A 16,040-nucleotide genomic window follows, 5' to 3' on the forward strand; every position below is an offset into this window, starting at 1 on the left:
GGCTGGGATTGCAACTCTTGGAGACGCTGTTCGCGTTCGCTTCGCTCGCAATGACTGTAATTAATTCTGCATGGTTAATTATCAGGGCAAACGCATAATTTGATATCGTCAATGTTTGACAGCTTGTCTTTTGACAGCCTGACTTTGCAAAGTAAACAATCTTACTAGAATTCTGAAGGTATAACACTTAATAGTTGCCTTCTAAATCTTGGATATAGGTGTGGTTTTTGTGGAGTGTGGGGGGCAGTTTTGAAGTTAAAACAGAGTGTTTATATAGGTATAGCTAGTACAATTTGTTTGCTGATAACCGAGAAAGCAAATGCACAAAATAACCAGATATTTACCTTAGTAAACACAGAGAGGATTCAACAAAAAGTTGATCGACAAGACGCTTTGTCTTTGCGTTCAGAAAAGATTTCGGCAGTCATAAGTAAAATTGAGTTAGCGAGTCTAAGCATTTCTCGACTAAGTGATATTGAGCATCTTAAAACGAGTGCTAAAGATTTATTAGCACAAGAGGGACAAAATTCTGAAGTTATTCAGATTGTTAATGTGCAAATCAAATCGACGGAAATTGGTTTAGAAGTTATCCTAGAAACCTCAACTGGAAAAATATTAGTCCCAGTAACCTCAAGTATTAACAATACATGGATTGCAGACATTCCAAATGCTGAGTTAGCTTTGCCAGAAGGGAAGGAATTTCAAGCTGATGCTCCCACAAAGGGAATCGCTTCAGTTAAAGTTACTCAACTGGATACCAGTAAAGTCAGAGTCAGTATAACTGGGGTAGAAGGTATACCTAGTGTACAAGTGACTCCGAGCGATCGCAGTTTAATTTTTAGCTTATCTCCCGCTTCTCCAAGCGATATAGAACTGGTGGTGACGGCTGAAAAAACGCCAGAAAATCCACAGGATGTACCTATCAGCTTAACTGTGCTACCCAGAAAAGAAATTGAAGATGGACAAATCAACTCAATTCGGGGTATTGCAGCCAACACTCCTAACTTTTTTACTACTACAAACGATCGTGCTTTTAACTTCTATAGCATTCGAGGTTTAAGTAATAGCAATTATCTCACTAGAGACACCGTTGGTTTCTACATTGATGATGTCCCCTACGAAAATGCTCACCAGTTTCTTCCAGGAATCCTATTTGACTTAGAACGAGTAGAAATACTGCGGGGGCCACAAAGCACTCTCTATGGTCGTAACAGCCAAGCGGGAGTGGTCAATATTATTAGCCGCCAACCTAGTAATTCACCAGAAATTGATGCCAGTTTTGGTTATGGAAATTACAATCAGTATCAAGCACAGTTGTCGTTGAGTAATGCCATCATTCCCGATAAACTGGCCTTTCGTTTGTCTGGAGCATACAGTTCAAGGGATGGCTTTAGCGAAAATACTTTCTTGAATGAAAGCGCCGATTCCCAGTCAAGTATCGCTGGACGTGCGAATATCCTCTGGACTCCTTCACCAGAATGGAGTATTTCTTTTAATGCGATCGGTTCTGGAAACCGAGATGGGGACAACACATTTGTTCCTTTGAGTCAAAAAAATAGATTCCAAACGGATGTAAATTTCCCTGGTTCAACTGACTTGTCTATCAATACGCAATCATTACGAGTTGCTTACGATGGGCCTGATTTGCGGTTAACTTCGATTACAGCCCACAGTTTTACTGATTTTAATTATCGGGCTGATGTAGATTATACTTCTGATGATTTATTCCGCTACGATTCGGGGATTAAATCAACTATCTGGAGCCAAGAAATCCGGCTGCAATCTCCTGAAAAGAGCGATCGCTTCCGTTGGCTAGTTGGTGGTTATTACCAAAATAGAGATTTAATCTTAGATCCACAATCGTTAATTTACACACCATTAGGAGCTACGACATCTGGATTACCAGAACCTGGAACAGATAATACCTCAGCAAGTTATTATCAAACAACCTATGCTGCTTTTGGTCAAGTAGATTTTAAAGTTATAGAACCACTGACTTTAACAGCAGGATTGCGATATGAAAGCAACCGCGAAGAATTAAATCGCCAAAGAGTGTTTGAATCTGCTAGCGGGGTAGTTCCTAATGGCATAGCCTATAACAATGCTACTGTTTCTGATGATGTTGTACTGCCGAAGTTTGCCATCCAATATGCTTTTAATGAAAATGTATCAGTGTATGGTAGTGTTACTCGTGGCTATAAACCACCGACTCAGAATTACAGCACAGATAATATAGAATTGTTGGTTGTGCGGCCAGAAAAATCATGGAACTACGAACTTGGTGTGAAAACATCTTGGTTAAATAATCGTCTCACAGCGAATCTAGCCGCGTTCTGGAATGATATTAATGATTATCAAGTTTCCCTGGTTGGCTCTGACGGCTTTACTATCAATAATGCCAATGCTCAAGTGACAGTCAAAGGTTTTGAACTGGAGCTGAAAGCTACACCTATTGAGAGATTAGATATTATCGCTGGATTTGGCTATGCCGATGGGAGATTTACGAAATATACTAACCCATTTACTGGTCAAAGCTTTAATGGTAATCGGTTAACTTTTGCCCCTGAATACACATATAACTTAGCACTACAATATCGTACTCCTGGGGGAATATTCAGCAGAGTAGAATTTCAAGGACTTGGTAGTTACTTTTTTGATGAAGCCAACACTATCAAACAAAATCCCTTGGTGCTGGTAAATACTCGTCTGGGTTATGAGGCCAAGAACTACGGTATTTACTTTTATGTCAACAATATTTTTGACGAAGTTTATGTTACCACAGCTTTCGGGCAATCACCTGACCCACTTGTGTCCTATGGAGACAGACGCACTTTTGGATTTCAAGTTCGCACGAGTTTTTAACGTAACGCGGAAGTCCCCATCCTCGATCTACCCATTAATCCCTTCTCTGGAAGCCTATAGCGTACACACAAGTCGAAAAATGCTCTTCTCCCCACATTTTTGTCTGAGCTAAACTATAACGCTGACTGACATTTAGCCCTGAACTTCAGTTCAGGGCTAGGCTGTTGACTTTGATGGAATTTGGGGTTTTTTGGTTCATGCTATTTTTGTGGGAGGACAAAATCTCTCTGTTGTCATTGCATTCTCCCTTGGCGTTCCCGAAGGGCGAACGCAATGACATATATTTTGTATGATTTTTTAACTCCTAAAAAGGCATAGAGTCAGTTTTGACGGCATGGGCTGGAGAGTGGGTTTTGAGTTATCGTTGTGAGAGACAATAACTCTACTACGGCAGCCCTATCTCTTCAAAGTTTGCGATGGCGCAAGCGCCCACCGTAGGCGATCGCACCCAAGAAGAGAAAATTTATGCGAAGACAATAACTCTATTACATCATCCCTCTCTTTTCATCCTTTTATTTTGGCTAAGGTATTGGGATTGCTATATATTTTATTGTGGATACCCTGTAAGCAAAGAAATTTTGTTGTTACAAGAACGCTATCGTTTAATTAAGCAGATTGGTAAAGGGGGATTCTGTAAAACCTTCCTCGCTGTAGATGAGGGTCAGTTTCCGCCGATTCCTTGCGTTGTTCAAGAATTATCACTGGAATCTGAAACTTCTATTACTTTTGGGCAAAAGGCGCAACAGCTAGAAGAATTAGGGAATCATCCGCAAATTCCCGCAATGTTCGCTTATTTTGAGCAGAATGGGCATTTTTATTTAGTGCAGGAGTTTATTGCAGGAACTAATTTAGCTCAGGTGGTAGAAGAAGAAGGCGCTTTTAATGAAACTCAGATTTGGCAACTTTTAGAAGATGTGTTGCCAGTTTTTCAATTTATGAGCGATCGCCACATCATCCACCGCGACATTAAACCCCACAATATCATCCGTAGATCCCCAGTTACCAAAAAAGGGGATTTCGTCATAGTCGATTTTACCACCGCGAAAATCTTCACAGAAATTGATCGGCTAACATCTGAAACCAGTATGGGCAGTCCAGAATACGCTGCACCAGAACAAGCTAAAGGAAAAGCAGTTTTTGCTAGTGATTTATATAGCTTGGGCATAACTTGTATTTACTTACTTACCCAGATTTCTCCCTTTGATTTATTTGATATTGCTAACGATTGTTGGGTTTGGCAACAATATCTTACTACTAAGGTGAGCGATGTCTGGCGACAAGACTCAAGGAGTCTACGCCTGGCACAAATTCTCGACAAGCTGCTGCAAAATGCTGTCAATCGCCGCTTTCAATCAGCTGATGAAGTTATGCAAGCAATGGGTATAGAATCGAAAATCCAAGTTGCGCTGGAAGCACACCCCAAAATTCAAAATCCTCCTTGGCAATGCTTGTATACCCTAACTGGGCATTCTGGGACATTGAGTAGTGTAAATGCTCTTGCCATCACTCCTGACAGTAACACTTTGGCTAGTGGTAGTGATGACAAAACCATCAAATTGTGGGATTTAAATACCCAAAAAGTCCTAGCTACCTTATCAGGACACTCCCAAGCAGTGAAATCAGTTGCTTTCAGTCCTGATGGTCAAATTCTGGCAACTGCTAGCGACGATAAAACTATTAAATTGTGGCAAGTTGAGACATTAAAGGAAATCTCCACCTTATTGGGACACTCACACGCTGTAAAATCAGTTGCTTTTAGTCCAGATGGGCAGATTCTCGCTAGTGGTAGCTGGGATAAGACAATTAAACTCTGGGATATAAATACTGGTAAAGAAATTTGCACCATAGCTGGACACCAATTACAGGTAAATTCAGTAGCATTTAGTCCCCAAGGACAGATTTTAGCCAGCGCTAGTTATGACAGAACAATTCGCCTGTGGCAGATACCAAGAGGAGGCAGGGGAGCAGGGAGCAGGGGGCAGGGGGATATGAATAGTGCTGAGTTAAAAGACTATCCACAAGGGGCGGAGGACATTCCCCTTTCCCCGTGCCCCCTGCTCCCTTGCCTTCTATTGAAAACCGCCCATGCTATAGCTTGTTAAGCACCCTTTCGGGTCATGCATGGGCGGTTTTGACAGTCGCTTTTAGTCCTGATGGTCAAATTTTGGCGACAGGTAGTGATGATAACACTATTAAATTGTGGGAGGTAAACACAGGTAAGCTAATTTGCACACTCGTAGGCCATTCTTGGTCTGTGGTGGCTGTGGCTTTTACTGCCGATGGCGAAACGCTCCTAAGTGCAAGTTGCGACAAAACAGTTAAACTTTGGAGGGTAAGCACAGCAGAAGAGATTGTTACTCTCTCTGGTCATGTAGACTCAGTATCTGCTGTTGCTGTGAGCCAAGTTAGACAATTAATTGCAAGTGGCAGCCGGGACAAGACTATCAAACTGTGGCAGCTTGTAGAACAGCAGAATCGCTAATGTTGTATAATATCAGGCGCTACCTGTGAAGGCAACTTCTGGAAATTTCAACTGAGCTTCTGCCATTGGACGGTTTCTGCCTTCCTCTTGCCAGTAGTTAATCACTTCTGTTGCTTTGTTAAGCAACTCGACACGATCCAGATCGGTAATCCAATGTTTGGATTCTAATTCCTTTTTTAACTCTTCCCAGGCATCATTTCTGGGCCAAAAAAAGTACTTAGTCAAAGGACTTGTACCTTTGCCGACAATTTGATCGACTGCTAGAGCAACGTTTTCGTCTAACCACAAAATTTTCAAAATAAACTTGGTCAATCACACCTCCGGGAATTTCCGGGCATTACTTAACTAGGATAGCGATCGCTTATTTTAACGCAATACTCTATCAAATGACCAAACACTGATCGAGAATGGTCTACCATAAAGGATAGTCGGCGCTAACTAAAAATGCTTATGACTGCCCAACTGCCCCAATCTCAAACGGTATCTGGTTCTTCTTTGTATGAGCAAGATTTTTACCTGTGGATTCAAACCACGGCAGAACTGCTCAAACAAGGTCGGCTGACAGAACTGGATTTAGAGAATTTGATTGACGAAATTGAAACAATGGGCAGAAGTGAAAAGAAAGCGCTCAGAAGCAATTTGGAAGTGGTGCTGATGCATCTATTGAAGTCTAAATATCAAGCCGAAAAGCGGTCTGGTAGTTGGCGAGCAACTATTCGGGAGCATCGCAAGCGCATCAGACAAGCTCTAGAAGAAAGTCCTAGCCTTAAACCCTATTTTGATCAGGTTTTCGGGCTGTGTTATGACGATGCTAGGCTCTTGGCTGCCGATGAAACTGAATTGGCTGTAGTTACCTTCCCCGAACAATCTCCTTTTACGCCAGAGCAAGCCCTCGACCCCGATTTTTTACCTGATACCATTTCTTTATGAGGCTGCGCCAAACCCTTTTAACTTCTTTCTTCCTTTGTGTCCTTTGCGTACTTTGCGGTTCGTTTTTCTTTCTTCTTTCTTGAACTTAAATATGGTTTAGCGCATCTTCATACAGAATTGGTATGCAATACGGTTCAGTTAGGGCTAAAACTCTTTGTCAAAGTCAATTTTTTTAACGAACCGCCAAGAACGCCAAGGACGCAGAGAGAGGAAAGAAGAGCTTAACCCAAGCGTATTGAATTGGTATGAGTCATAATCACACCCTGATTTAAAAGATTTTGCTGTTAATTTTGAATTCGGAGCGAAGCGACGTGACTGCCCAACTGCCCCAATCTCAAACGGTATCTGGTTCTTCTTTGTATGAGCAAGATTTTTACCTGTGGATTCAAACCACGGCAGAACTGCTCAAACAAAAGAGTTTCACACAACTGGACTTAGACAACCTGATTGAAGAAATTGAAACGATGGGCAGAAGTGAAAAGCGGGCATTGGAGAGCAATCTGGAAGTGTTGCTGATGCATCTGCTCAAATATCAAATTCAAACTGAAAGACGCTCAAAAAGTTGGCAGTACACAATTTTAGAACACCGCAGGCGAGTCCAAAAGGCACTCAAGGAAAGTCCGAGTTTGAAGCCTTACTTTGATCAAGTTTTTGATGAAAGCTACCAAACGGCTAGACGGCTGGCTGTCATTGAAACTGGATTAGACATCGCCACTTTCCCCGAACAATCTCTCTTTACACTAGAGCAAGTCCTTGACTCTGATTTTTTACCGGAGTCATAATCTGACGCTCTGGCTTGGATGAATAATCAGATCGAGCAAGCCATCGATGAGGCGATCGCTCTCTATTGGCATAATATCTCCACCATGCAGCAAATCTCGCGTAGTCACAATATGGAGCAGCGTTGCGATAAACATTCTAGCTGCAACTTCTGGGTCGGTAAGCTGAAGTTTAGGATGAGTAGCAAAGTATTGGGTGATAAAGTCAAGATTTGGTTTCTCAACATTTTGGAGAAAAGCGCGTCCTAGTTCTGGAAAGCGACCTGATTCACCAATGACGATTCTAAAAAGTGCTATATCTTGCGGGTTTTGAGCAGCACAGTTCAGCATTTTTGTAGCATGAAGTTTCAAGAATACAACGGGTTCTTCTTCGCATGAGGGAAAGTCTTGTTGCTCAAAAAAGTTTACTTTCTCTGCCATTCGTTGGATTAGGGCGGTAAACAATGTCTCTTTATCGGCAAAGCGTCGGTAAACTGTGGCTTTAGAAACCCCTGCGGCTGCCACAATTTTATCGATCCTGGCTCCTGCATAGCCATGCTCCATAAACTCCTGCATCGCTCCCCGCAGAATCGCTTCAGTTTTTTCGGGCGATAACTCCCGCTCAACACTCTTAACATTACTCATCACTCAATTTCCCGCTTTGCTGGGCATCCACTAACACTATTGACTGATTTCTATTATACCTCCTTGACAATACGAAACAGTTTTGTTTACTATTACTTTTAACCAAGACTAAACAGTTTCGTCTGTTAGAACTAACTCAGCCGAAACAAAAATCAAGGAGAGTACAAATGCGATCGCTAGCACAGATTCATGAAAATGATAATCCGCCGATTTTGATTCTAGGGGATGGTTTACCGAGGAGATATTGAAAAAGAAGCAGGGGAGCAGGGAGCAGGGAGCAGGGGAGATAGTTCAGATGGGGATTCGACCCCTCCCTGTTCGAGAACCACTTAGCAGAAGTGGGGGACTCAGACCCATGTTCCGCTCCGCAAACTAGGCAGGAGTCAGGGGTCATTTCCCCCCGCTCCCCGCTCCCCGCTCCCTGCTCCCCGCTCCCTGCTCCCCGCTCCCTGCCCCCTGCCCCCTGCCCCCTGCCTCTTCGTTGAAGCGGATTACTACTGTATAAAGCAAACTTCAGCCTTTGGTAATACTAATGATTAAGAGAAGCATAGTAGTATGAACAGGTTCTCTTCAGCTGACCTGACAGCAAACCCTCAATTTGCAACTCCAATTACTGAACAACTTGATCAAGTTGACCTCACCTATTCACCTAACCAGGTTGATAGTTTGTCTGGCAACCTTTTGTTTGTAGCTTGTCTTTGTGTTGCAGCAATCTTCTTCTGTATCGGAGTTGGGGTTGGCAGGCGGCATACAAGACATCATAAACCAATAGCAATCCGGCTACGGCAAATTCAAACCTTAGAAAGAATTTGGCAAATGACTGCTGAACGCAGAGATTAAAGTCCTGTCAAGAATTGTCTAAAGCTTCATTTCTGTAAGTCAGAAAATTGTGTAATTTATACCAATTTGAAAGATATTTGCGACAGATTCAAACCTGGAAACCCAGATTTAATCTGAATTACGAATCTTGACCAATGATTCCTTAATAGTCAATCCAAAATCCCAAATCTAAAATCTAAAATTGTCTGACGGAGTTGAACATCTTATGTCACTCGATCGCCCATTTGAATCTGTATCTTCTGAGCCAACTGCCGATCTGAAAAACAGTGCTGCAAACCGCTCTGGTTCAGTCTTAGCGCCAGTGTCAACAGATCCGATCAATACTGAAGAAACCGCTTCTAAACCCCCGCGACAGCGCAAGAGATGGCTTTGGGTCATACTGGCAGTTCTGCTAATTGGGGGTGGGGGCTTTGTGGGCTGGGAATTATTAGGCAACCGAAAAGCCCCGCCAGCAAAAGCGCCACCGCCTCTTCCGGTTAAGGTGCAGACTGTTGAATCGAGTCAAGTTCAATCTACCTCCGAGTTTGTCGGCACATTAGAAGCCCAGGAACGCGTTTCGCTTCAGCCGCAAATTCAAGGGCGAATCGAACGCATATTTGTAGCCAGTGGCGATCGCGTCAGCAAGGGAACGCCGATTCTATCTTTAAGTTTGGATCAGACTACAGCCAATGTCTCCAGCGCCATTGCTGTGGTTAACTCTAATCGGGCGGCTGTAGTAACCGCCCAGGCACAACTTGAACAACAACAAGCCAATGAAGTTAAAGCCGCCGCAGATGTGAAATTACAGCAAGTGCAGTTCCGGCGAACCAAGATGCTTGTAACAGAAGGCGCACAGGCAAGGCAAGAACTCGATATTGCTCAAAACAACTTAGATGCAGCGATCGCTACCCTAAATGCTGCTAAAAAGCAGGTGAACGCCAGCCAAGCCAGTGTCAAGCAAGCACAATCGAACGTGCAGCAAGCCCAGACTCAAGTTGCCTCAAATCAAGTGAATCTGAACCAGAAGCAGGTGGTTGCACCGCTTGATGGTATTGTCGGCGATTTCTCCGTGAAAGTGGGCGATTACGTGAATATTGGCGGAACGTTGACGACAATTACCAAAAACGATGCCCTAGATATGCGAATTTCGGTGCCATCCAACAATGCTGCTCAACTGCGTCGGGGATTACCTGTAGAGCTACTGGATGCCAACACAGGTAAGCGTTTAACTACTGGCGGCATTAACTTTATCTCGCCACAAGTGAGTACATCTCAATCTATTTTAGTGAAAGCTCGATTTGCTAATTCCGGTGGCAAATTGCGGGATGGGCAATATGTTCGCGCTCGGATTATCTGGAGCCAGCAACCGGGTATTTTGATTCCAACTCAAGTGGTGAGTCGCATTGGTGGACAGAATTTTGTCTTTGTGGTGGAAGAAGACAAATCTAAGGAAAAACCGCAATTCGTTGTGCATCAAAAACCTGTGAAGTTGGGTGAAGTGCAAAGCGATCGCTATCCGATTTTAGAGGGAATTAAACCAGGCGATCGCATATCGGTGTCCAATATTCTCAAACTACGTGATGGCGTACCCGTTCAACCACAACCTTAAAAGTTAATACCAATTCGTAATTCGTAATTAGAGGATGTTTGAAAAATCATGATTGATGTGTCAAATATTTTTTACCCCACCCTAACCCTCCCCTTATAAAGGGGAGGGAACCGGATTTTATTAGTTTCCCAAGAGTGTATTGATCAATCTGAATATAACGAAATTCTGATCAAGGGGAGGGAACCGGATTTTATTGTTTCCCAAGAGTGTATTGATCAATTTGAATATAACGAAATTCTGATCAAGGGGAGGGAACCGGATTTTATTGTTTCCCCCCTTTATAAGGGGGGATTAAGGGGGGTAATAATTCGATTAAAATCACAGCCAACCACTTTTAAAACATCCTCTTAGGACTTTCTCAATCCAAAATCTAAAATGGTACAATCATCATGTCGATCGCAGACACCTTTATCAAGCGACCTGTCTTATCAACGGTTTGCACCATCCTAATCTTGCTGATTGGTGGCATTTGTATTCCTTTGCTGCCGATTAACAACTTACCAGAAATTGCCCCCATTCAAGTGCAAACCACCAGCGTCTATATTGGCGCAGATTCCCAAACCGTTGAAGATACCGTCTCAACGGTGATTGAGCGGCAAGTGAACGGGGTTGAGGGGATGCAATACATGACTTCAAGCAGTGGTAATGACGGCTCCAGCACCATTTCAACTTTGTTCGATCCAGCGAGCAACCGTAACATTAACCAAGTTAACGTGCAGAATCGAGCTGCGATCGCTGAACCAAGTTTACCTGAGGCTGTACGGCAAACTGGATTAACTACCCTAGCACGTTCCAACAGCATTCTCCTAGTTTATGGCTTCTATGCCGAAAATAGCGAGTACGACAACATCTTTTTGAGTAACTATGTTGACCTATACATCACCGATGCTATCAAGCGAGTCCCTGGTGTTGGGGATGCAACTTTGGTTGGTGAACGCCAATATGCAATGCGGCTATGGCTTGACCCCAACGCTTTAGCCAGTCGGGGATTAACGGCAACGGATGTCAGCAGTGCCCTAACTTCTCAGAATGTTCAGGTGGGGGCAGGGTCAATTGGTCAAGCGCCCACGAAGACGGATCAGAAATCGAATTTCCCACTCCGCATCAATAGTAGATTAAAAGATGTCAAGGAATTCGAGAATTTGGTCATCAAGTCCGATACTAACGGGACACTGGTTAAACTTAAGGATGTGGGACGAGCCGAGTTAGGCGCGAAGGATTATACAACTTCGGCATTGGTACAGGGCAAACCCGGCGTTGGGATGTTGATCTATCAGCTTCCGGGTAGTAATGCGCTGAATACTGCCAAAGCTGTGGAAGCGCAAATTGCAGAGTTGGAGAAAAACTTTCCCCCAGGGGTGAAAGCCGTCATTGCCTACGACACAACCAAGTTTGTGGAAGTCTCAATCGAAGAAGTACTCAAGACGCTGATGGAAGCCATCGCCCTAGTGGTGTTGGTGATTTTCGTCTTTTTGCAAGATTGGCGGGCGACGATCATTCCGGCGATCGCTGTTCCTGTATCCTTGATTGGTGCATTGGCCTTTGCCTATCTCCTGGGCTTCTCACTCAACACGTTGACCATGTTTGGATTAGTACTGGCAACGGGTCTGGTGGTAGACGATGCGATCATTGTGGTAGAGGGGATTGCTGCCAAGATGGAACAAGGCTTAGACCGACGGCAAGCGGCTTTTGAGGCGATGGGGGAGCTTTCTGGGGCAGTGATTGCCACCTCTTTGGTGTTGATGGCAGTATTTATCCCGGTATCCTTTTTTCCGGGCGCGACCGGCATTATGTATCGGCAGTTCGCATTGATCATTATCTTCTCCATCGGCATTTCTTTATTCAATGCGCTGAGTTTCACCCCCAGTATGTCTGGACTCTTCCTGCATCATACCGAGGGTGAAGGGCGAGGGCCGCTGGGCTGGTTTTTTCGTCAGTTCAACCGGGGCTTTAGCTGGGTACTGGAGCAATACGAGAGTCTGAGCAAGTTTCTGATCCGCATCCGAATGTTCGTGCTGGGGCTATTTATCCTCGGACTGGCGGCAACGGCGTTTATATATATTTCCGTCCCCAGTGGATTTGTGCCAGATGAGGATCAAGGTATTATCGTCGGTCTGATTCAGGCTCCCGATGGTGTTTCCCTCGCCTCCACCGAAAAAGTTGTTAACACTGTGTCTCAAACCCTGAAAAAAGAAGTGCCGGAGATGGAAGCGTCTCTAGTCATTGCCGGTTTTGGTCTAAATGGCAATGGCCCAAATCAGGGGACATTTTTCTTTAGGCTGAAAGATTGGAAAGAGCGCCAGGGTGACGAACATTCGGTGAAGGGGATCGTGCAACGGCTAAATGGGATCTTTGCCCAAAATCAAGATGCGTTGATCTTTACATCCAACCTACCCGCCGTCTCTGGCTATGGGGTAACAGGTGGCTTTGAATTTCAACTTCAAGACCGCAGCAACGGACAACTGAGTATCGATCAATTTCTGGCGATCGCGCAACAAATAATTGCCAAAGCCAATCAAAATCCTATCTTGCGCCAAGTGTTCACTCAATTTACAGCTAGCACCCCCCAGTACCAGATTGACATTAACCGCGATCGCTTAGAAGCCCTGAATGTCGATTTTAGTGAGGCAATGAATACCCTGGGCGCTTACATGGGCGGGCAGTATGTCAACGATTTTACCTTCTCTCAGCACAGCTATCGAGTATATATCCAAGCAGATGAACAGTTTCGGAACTCTCCAGACAATATTGGTCAAATTAATGTTCGTTCCCGAAGTGGTAATCTGGTGCTACTAAATGAAGTCGCCAAAGTGACTCCCATTACAGGGCCGCAAACCATCAACCACTTCAACTTATTTCGCTCCATCAAGATTCAAGGCAATGCTGCGCCCGGTTACAGTTCTGGGCAAGCAATTGCGGCGATGCAGCAGACCTTTAAGGAGATCGACCAGCCCGGTTTGGGTTATGACTGGACAGGAATTTCTAGAGAAGAAGCCAAGTCTGGCGGACAAACGATTTTGATCTTTGGTTTTGGTATCGTGGCTGTGTTTCTCATCTTGGCAGCGCAGTACGAAAATTACATCGACCCAATCATCATCTTACTGACAGTACCCTTTGCGATTTTAGGCGCTCTGTTATTTGTCTCAGTGCGCGGGTTAGTCAACGATTTATATTGTCAGGTGGCACTGGTGATGTTGATTGGATTGGCGAGTAAGAACGCGATTTTGATTGTAGAATTTGCCAACCAATCGCGGGAGAAAGGAATGACCATCGCCCAAGCCGTACTCCATGCAGTTCAACAGCGACTCCGCCCGATTCTCATGACCACCATCGCCTCCCTGTGTGGATTCCTTCCCCTACTACTGTCATCCGGCGCTGGTGCAGCCAGCCGGACATCCCTTGGTACGGCGGTGTTTGGTGGGTTATTTATCTCCGTGATCATGAGTCTGCTGCTAGTGCCCGTCCTTTACGTGGTGGTCAAAAACCTCACAGACTTTGGCTCTAAAGGTAAGCCACCCCAATCGCCTGAACCTACTCCATCTGGAGAATTAGCCTCTTTGAATGGAAAGAGTCAAGGAACAGTCGTCAAGTTTCAGGGAGATGTCCCTGCTTAACTGTTTGAGAGCAGCCCTTGTTTCTTGAAAGCGATTAGGATGCGATCGCTCTCAAGCTTGACTACCAATACCATTTGTATACAAGTACTGTCCGTGCTTTAGAAGACACAAGTCTGTTTGTGATTCAAATTACTCATTCACACCATGCTATGAAACTTAAAATTCCTGCTTGGGTCGGTACTACTATCGGGCTGTTGAGTATGGGAATGATGCCAGCCCTCGGTGCTGAACAAATAAAATTTTCTTACAGTCTTTTAGAATTTTCTCTTCCTGTTACTGATTTAAAAACTTATGCTCAAGAAGGTAAAATTAGCAGTGAACTAGCATCATATAAAAAGTACCTCAAACCAGAGGATATTGCTCAACTGCGTCAGGTTTTGACTGAAAAACAAAAATTAAATTCCGTAGCAGTCTCTCAATTTCTCTATTCAGAAATTGGAGAATCGATGTTAAAATCTGCGGGTGAATTGATTCAAACAGATTCAAGACAAAACGGTTTTTATGCAATTCGTGCGGCGTTGATTCTAGCGGCGGCTGATCCAGAGGGATTAACACTCCTGAATACGATGCGCTACTTCCCTTCACAGAGTATTCGGATTAACTCCCAAGAGCTTTTCGCACTGATGAATAAACTTTCTACTCTAAACAAGGAGACAAGTCAAGCTCTCTCTGTAATTGAGCAACAGTCTAATACAGAAATATCGACTGAACCACCTGTAGATATCTCAAAATTACCGGAGTTATACAACAAGTCAGGATCGTTCACTTGGGAGAAGAGAGCGATCGCCTTTGTGGATACTAATCGTAAATCCCTGACTGGAAGTATTAAAACTAGAGTCATTCAGACAGATATCTATTTACCTAAAAGTCAAACACCTGCACCAGTTGTAGTTATTTCTCATGGACTAGGTTCCGATCGCGAGAGCTTTGCTTACTTGGCAGAAAATTTAGCATCCTATGGATTTGCTGTTGTTGTTCCTCAGCATCCTGGTAGTGATTCTCTGCAAATGGAAGCACTACTCACAGGGAAAAGCCAACAAGTATTTGCAGACACAGAATTAATTGACCGACCTTTAGATGTAACTTTTGTGCTTAATCAATTAGAGCAGCGTTCAACATCTGATCCCTGGCTACAAGGAAAAATCAACGTTCAACAAGTTGGTGTGATTGGACAATCTTTTGGTGGTTACACAGCCTTAGTCTTAGCTGGCGCACATATCAATATTAATCAGTTGCACAAAGATTGTAAATCTGAACCCGATTCGGTCAATATGTCGTTGTTGTTGCAGTGTCGTGCTTTAGCACTGGGAAAAAACTCTCCTGATTATGAACAGATCCAACAAAACTTAAGTAACCTAGATTTACGCGATCGCCGAGTTAAAGCTGTGATTGCTCTGAATCCAATTACTAGTAGTATTCTTGGGCAAGCAGGTATGAGCCGAATCGAAATTCCTGTAGTCATTGCTGGCGGAGCCTCAGACACGGTTACTCCCGTCTTGTTGGAACAAGTACAAGCATTTTCTTGGTTGACTACCAAAGAAAAGTATTTGGGTATTGGTGACAAAGGGACTCATACCGATTTGATTGCTGGTGTGAGTAGCGTAATTTTACCATCTTCTAACAGTTTCTCTGGACGTGACCCAGAATTGGGACGCATTCATTTTCAGGCTTTTAGTACAGCTTTCATGAAAGTATATCTTGCTCACCAGACTCAATATCGTCCTTTTCTCAGTACATCTTATGTGAAGAACTCAAATCTAGATGAACCAGTCAAGGTCTATTTCGTCAAGTCGCTACCACCAGGATTTCCCCAAGGATTAGTTCATCAGAAATGAGAATTAAATAATTAAGTATTCCTTGAAAGTCTTATATCCACTGCCATGAAATGCGATGACTATTGTCATCACAACTGAATGATGCATTCGGGAAGTGCTGCGCCTTTCTCCTGTTGTCGATGGCAATTGTGGTACTTTCTGCCAGAGATTTTCCCATTGGTTACAGAAATCATCTACGTCGCAGAAAATTTGCGTAATGTCGAGGCGAGATATCATGGTAGACATAGCCGAGACCCTTATTTTTGTTAGATATTATTAGTCTCGGCATTTTTTTGTGACTTTTTTGCTGATTCTCAATCAATCGTAGCGATCGCACTTCGCCTGCCCAGTTAAGCAAATTCATATCTAGCAAGCTTTTTTGGCTTTTATACCCGTCGAACTCACGTTATCTAACGGCTGTGGAAGAGAAATTATTGACGCTTCTGGAGGTGGAGTATGGGAGAATACCCTGAACAATTTTGGCAATTTGGTATCCAATGTCTTTGA

10 protein-coding genes and 1 pseudogene are annotated in these 16,040 nt (G+C 43.8%); 8 read left to right on the forward strand and 3 right to left on the reverse strand.

The genetic code is table 11. The annotated features are described in order from the left end of the window. Positions 1-249 precede the first annotated feature (249 nt). Positions 250-2,862, forward strand: a complete 2,613-nt coding sequence (locus GTQ43_RS30380; RefSeq protein WP_265276348.1) for a TonB-dependent siderophore receptor — start codon at positions 250-252, stop codon at positions 2,860-2,862. Positions 2,863-3,440: 578 nt separating this feature from the next. Next, positions 3,441-5,344: pseudogene (locus tag GTQ43_RS30385) on the forward strand (protein kinase domain-containing protein). A 12-nt stretch (positions 5,345-5,356) separates the two neighbouring features. Here GTQ43_RS30385 and GTQ43_RS30395 read toward each other — a convergent pair. Then, positions 5,357-5,656: a 30S ribosomal protein PSRP-3 gene (locus tag GTQ43_RS30395; protein ID WP_012410744.1), complete on the reverse strand. Its 300-nt coding sequence runs from the start codon at positions 5,654-5,656 to the stop codon at positions 5,357-5,359. 138 nt (positions 5,657-5,794) lie between these two features. Here GTQ43_RS30395 and GTQ43_RS30400 point away from each other — a divergent pair, with 138 nt between their 5' ends. Beyond that, complete coding sequence (locus GTQ43_RS30400; protein WP_265276350.1) at positions 5,795-6,274, forward strand: DUF29 domain-containing protein; 480 nt, start codon at positions 5,795-5,797, stop codon at positions 6,272-6,274. 311 nt (positions 6,275-6,585) lie between these two features. After that, positions 6,586-7,056 (forward strand): DUF29 domain-containing protein, encoded by a 471-nt coding sequence (locus GTQ43_RS30405; RefSeq protein ID WP_265276351.1) that lies wholly within the window; start codon positions 6,586-6,588, stop codon positions 7,054-7,056. Here GTQ43_RS30405 and GTQ43_RS30410 read toward each other — a convergent pair. Continuing rightward, on the reverse strand, positions 7,051-7,677 hold the full coding sequence (locus GTQ43_RS30410; RefSeq protein ID WP_265276352.1) for a TetR/AcrR family transcriptional regulator: 627 nt from the start codon (positions 7,675-7,677) through the stop codon (positions 7,051-7,053). The genes GTQ43_RS30405 and GTQ43_RS30410 overlap by 6 nt on opposite strands. A 555-nt stretch (positions 7,678-8,232) precedes the next feature. On the opposite strand from GTQ43_RS30410, the gene GTQ43_RS30415 reads away from it, so the two are divergent. The 4 genes from GTQ43_RS30415 (at position 8,233) to GTQ43_RS30430 (ending at position 15,554) form a co-directional block, all read left to right on the forward strand. Further along, the gene (locus GTQ43_RS30415; RefSeq protein WP_265276353.1) at positions 8,233-8,517 is read left to right on the forward strand and encodes a hypothetical protein; all 285 of its coding nucleotides are present in this window, start codon (positions 8,233-8,235) and stop codon (positions 8,515-8,517) included. A 205-nt stretch (positions 8,518-8,722) separates the two neighbouring features. Then, positions 8,723-10,105: an efflux RND transporter periplasmic adaptor subunit gene (locus GTQ43_RS30420; protein WP_265276354.1), complete on the forward strand. Its 1,383-nt coding sequence runs from the start codon at positions 8,723-8,725 to the stop codon at positions 10,103-10,105. 389 nt (positions 10,106-10,494) lie between these two features. Continuing rightward, positions 10,495-13,719: an efflux RND transporter permease subunit gene (locus GTQ43_RS30425; protein ID WP_265276355.1), complete on the forward strand. Its 3,225-nt coding sequence runs from the start codon at positions 10,495-10,497 to the stop codon at positions 13,717-13,719. Positions 13,720-13,868: 149 nt separating this feature from the next. Beyond that, positions 13,869-15,554, forward strand: coding sequence for an alpha/beta hydrolase (locus tag GTQ43_RS30430; protein WP_265276357.1), 1,686 nt, complete (start codon positions 13,869-13,871; stop codon positions 15,552-15,554). A 3-nt stretch (positions 15,555-15,557) separates the two neighbouring features. Here GTQ43_RS30430 and GTQ43_RS30435 read toward each other — a convergent pair whose 3' ends face one another. Then, a complete protein-coding gene (locus GTQ43_RS30435; RefSeq protein ID WP_265276358.1) occupies positions 15,558-15,779 on the reverse strand; it encodes a hypothetical protein in 222 nt (73 codons plus the stop codon). Between the last annotated feature and the right edge of the window lie 261 nt (positions 15,780-16,040).

Origin of the sequence: Nostoc sp. KVJ3 (assembly GCF_026127265.1) — a bacterium.
In the GTDB taxonomy this organism is placed as follows: Bacteria; Cyanobacteriota; Cyanobacteriia; order Cyanobacteriales; family Nostocaceae; genus Nostoc.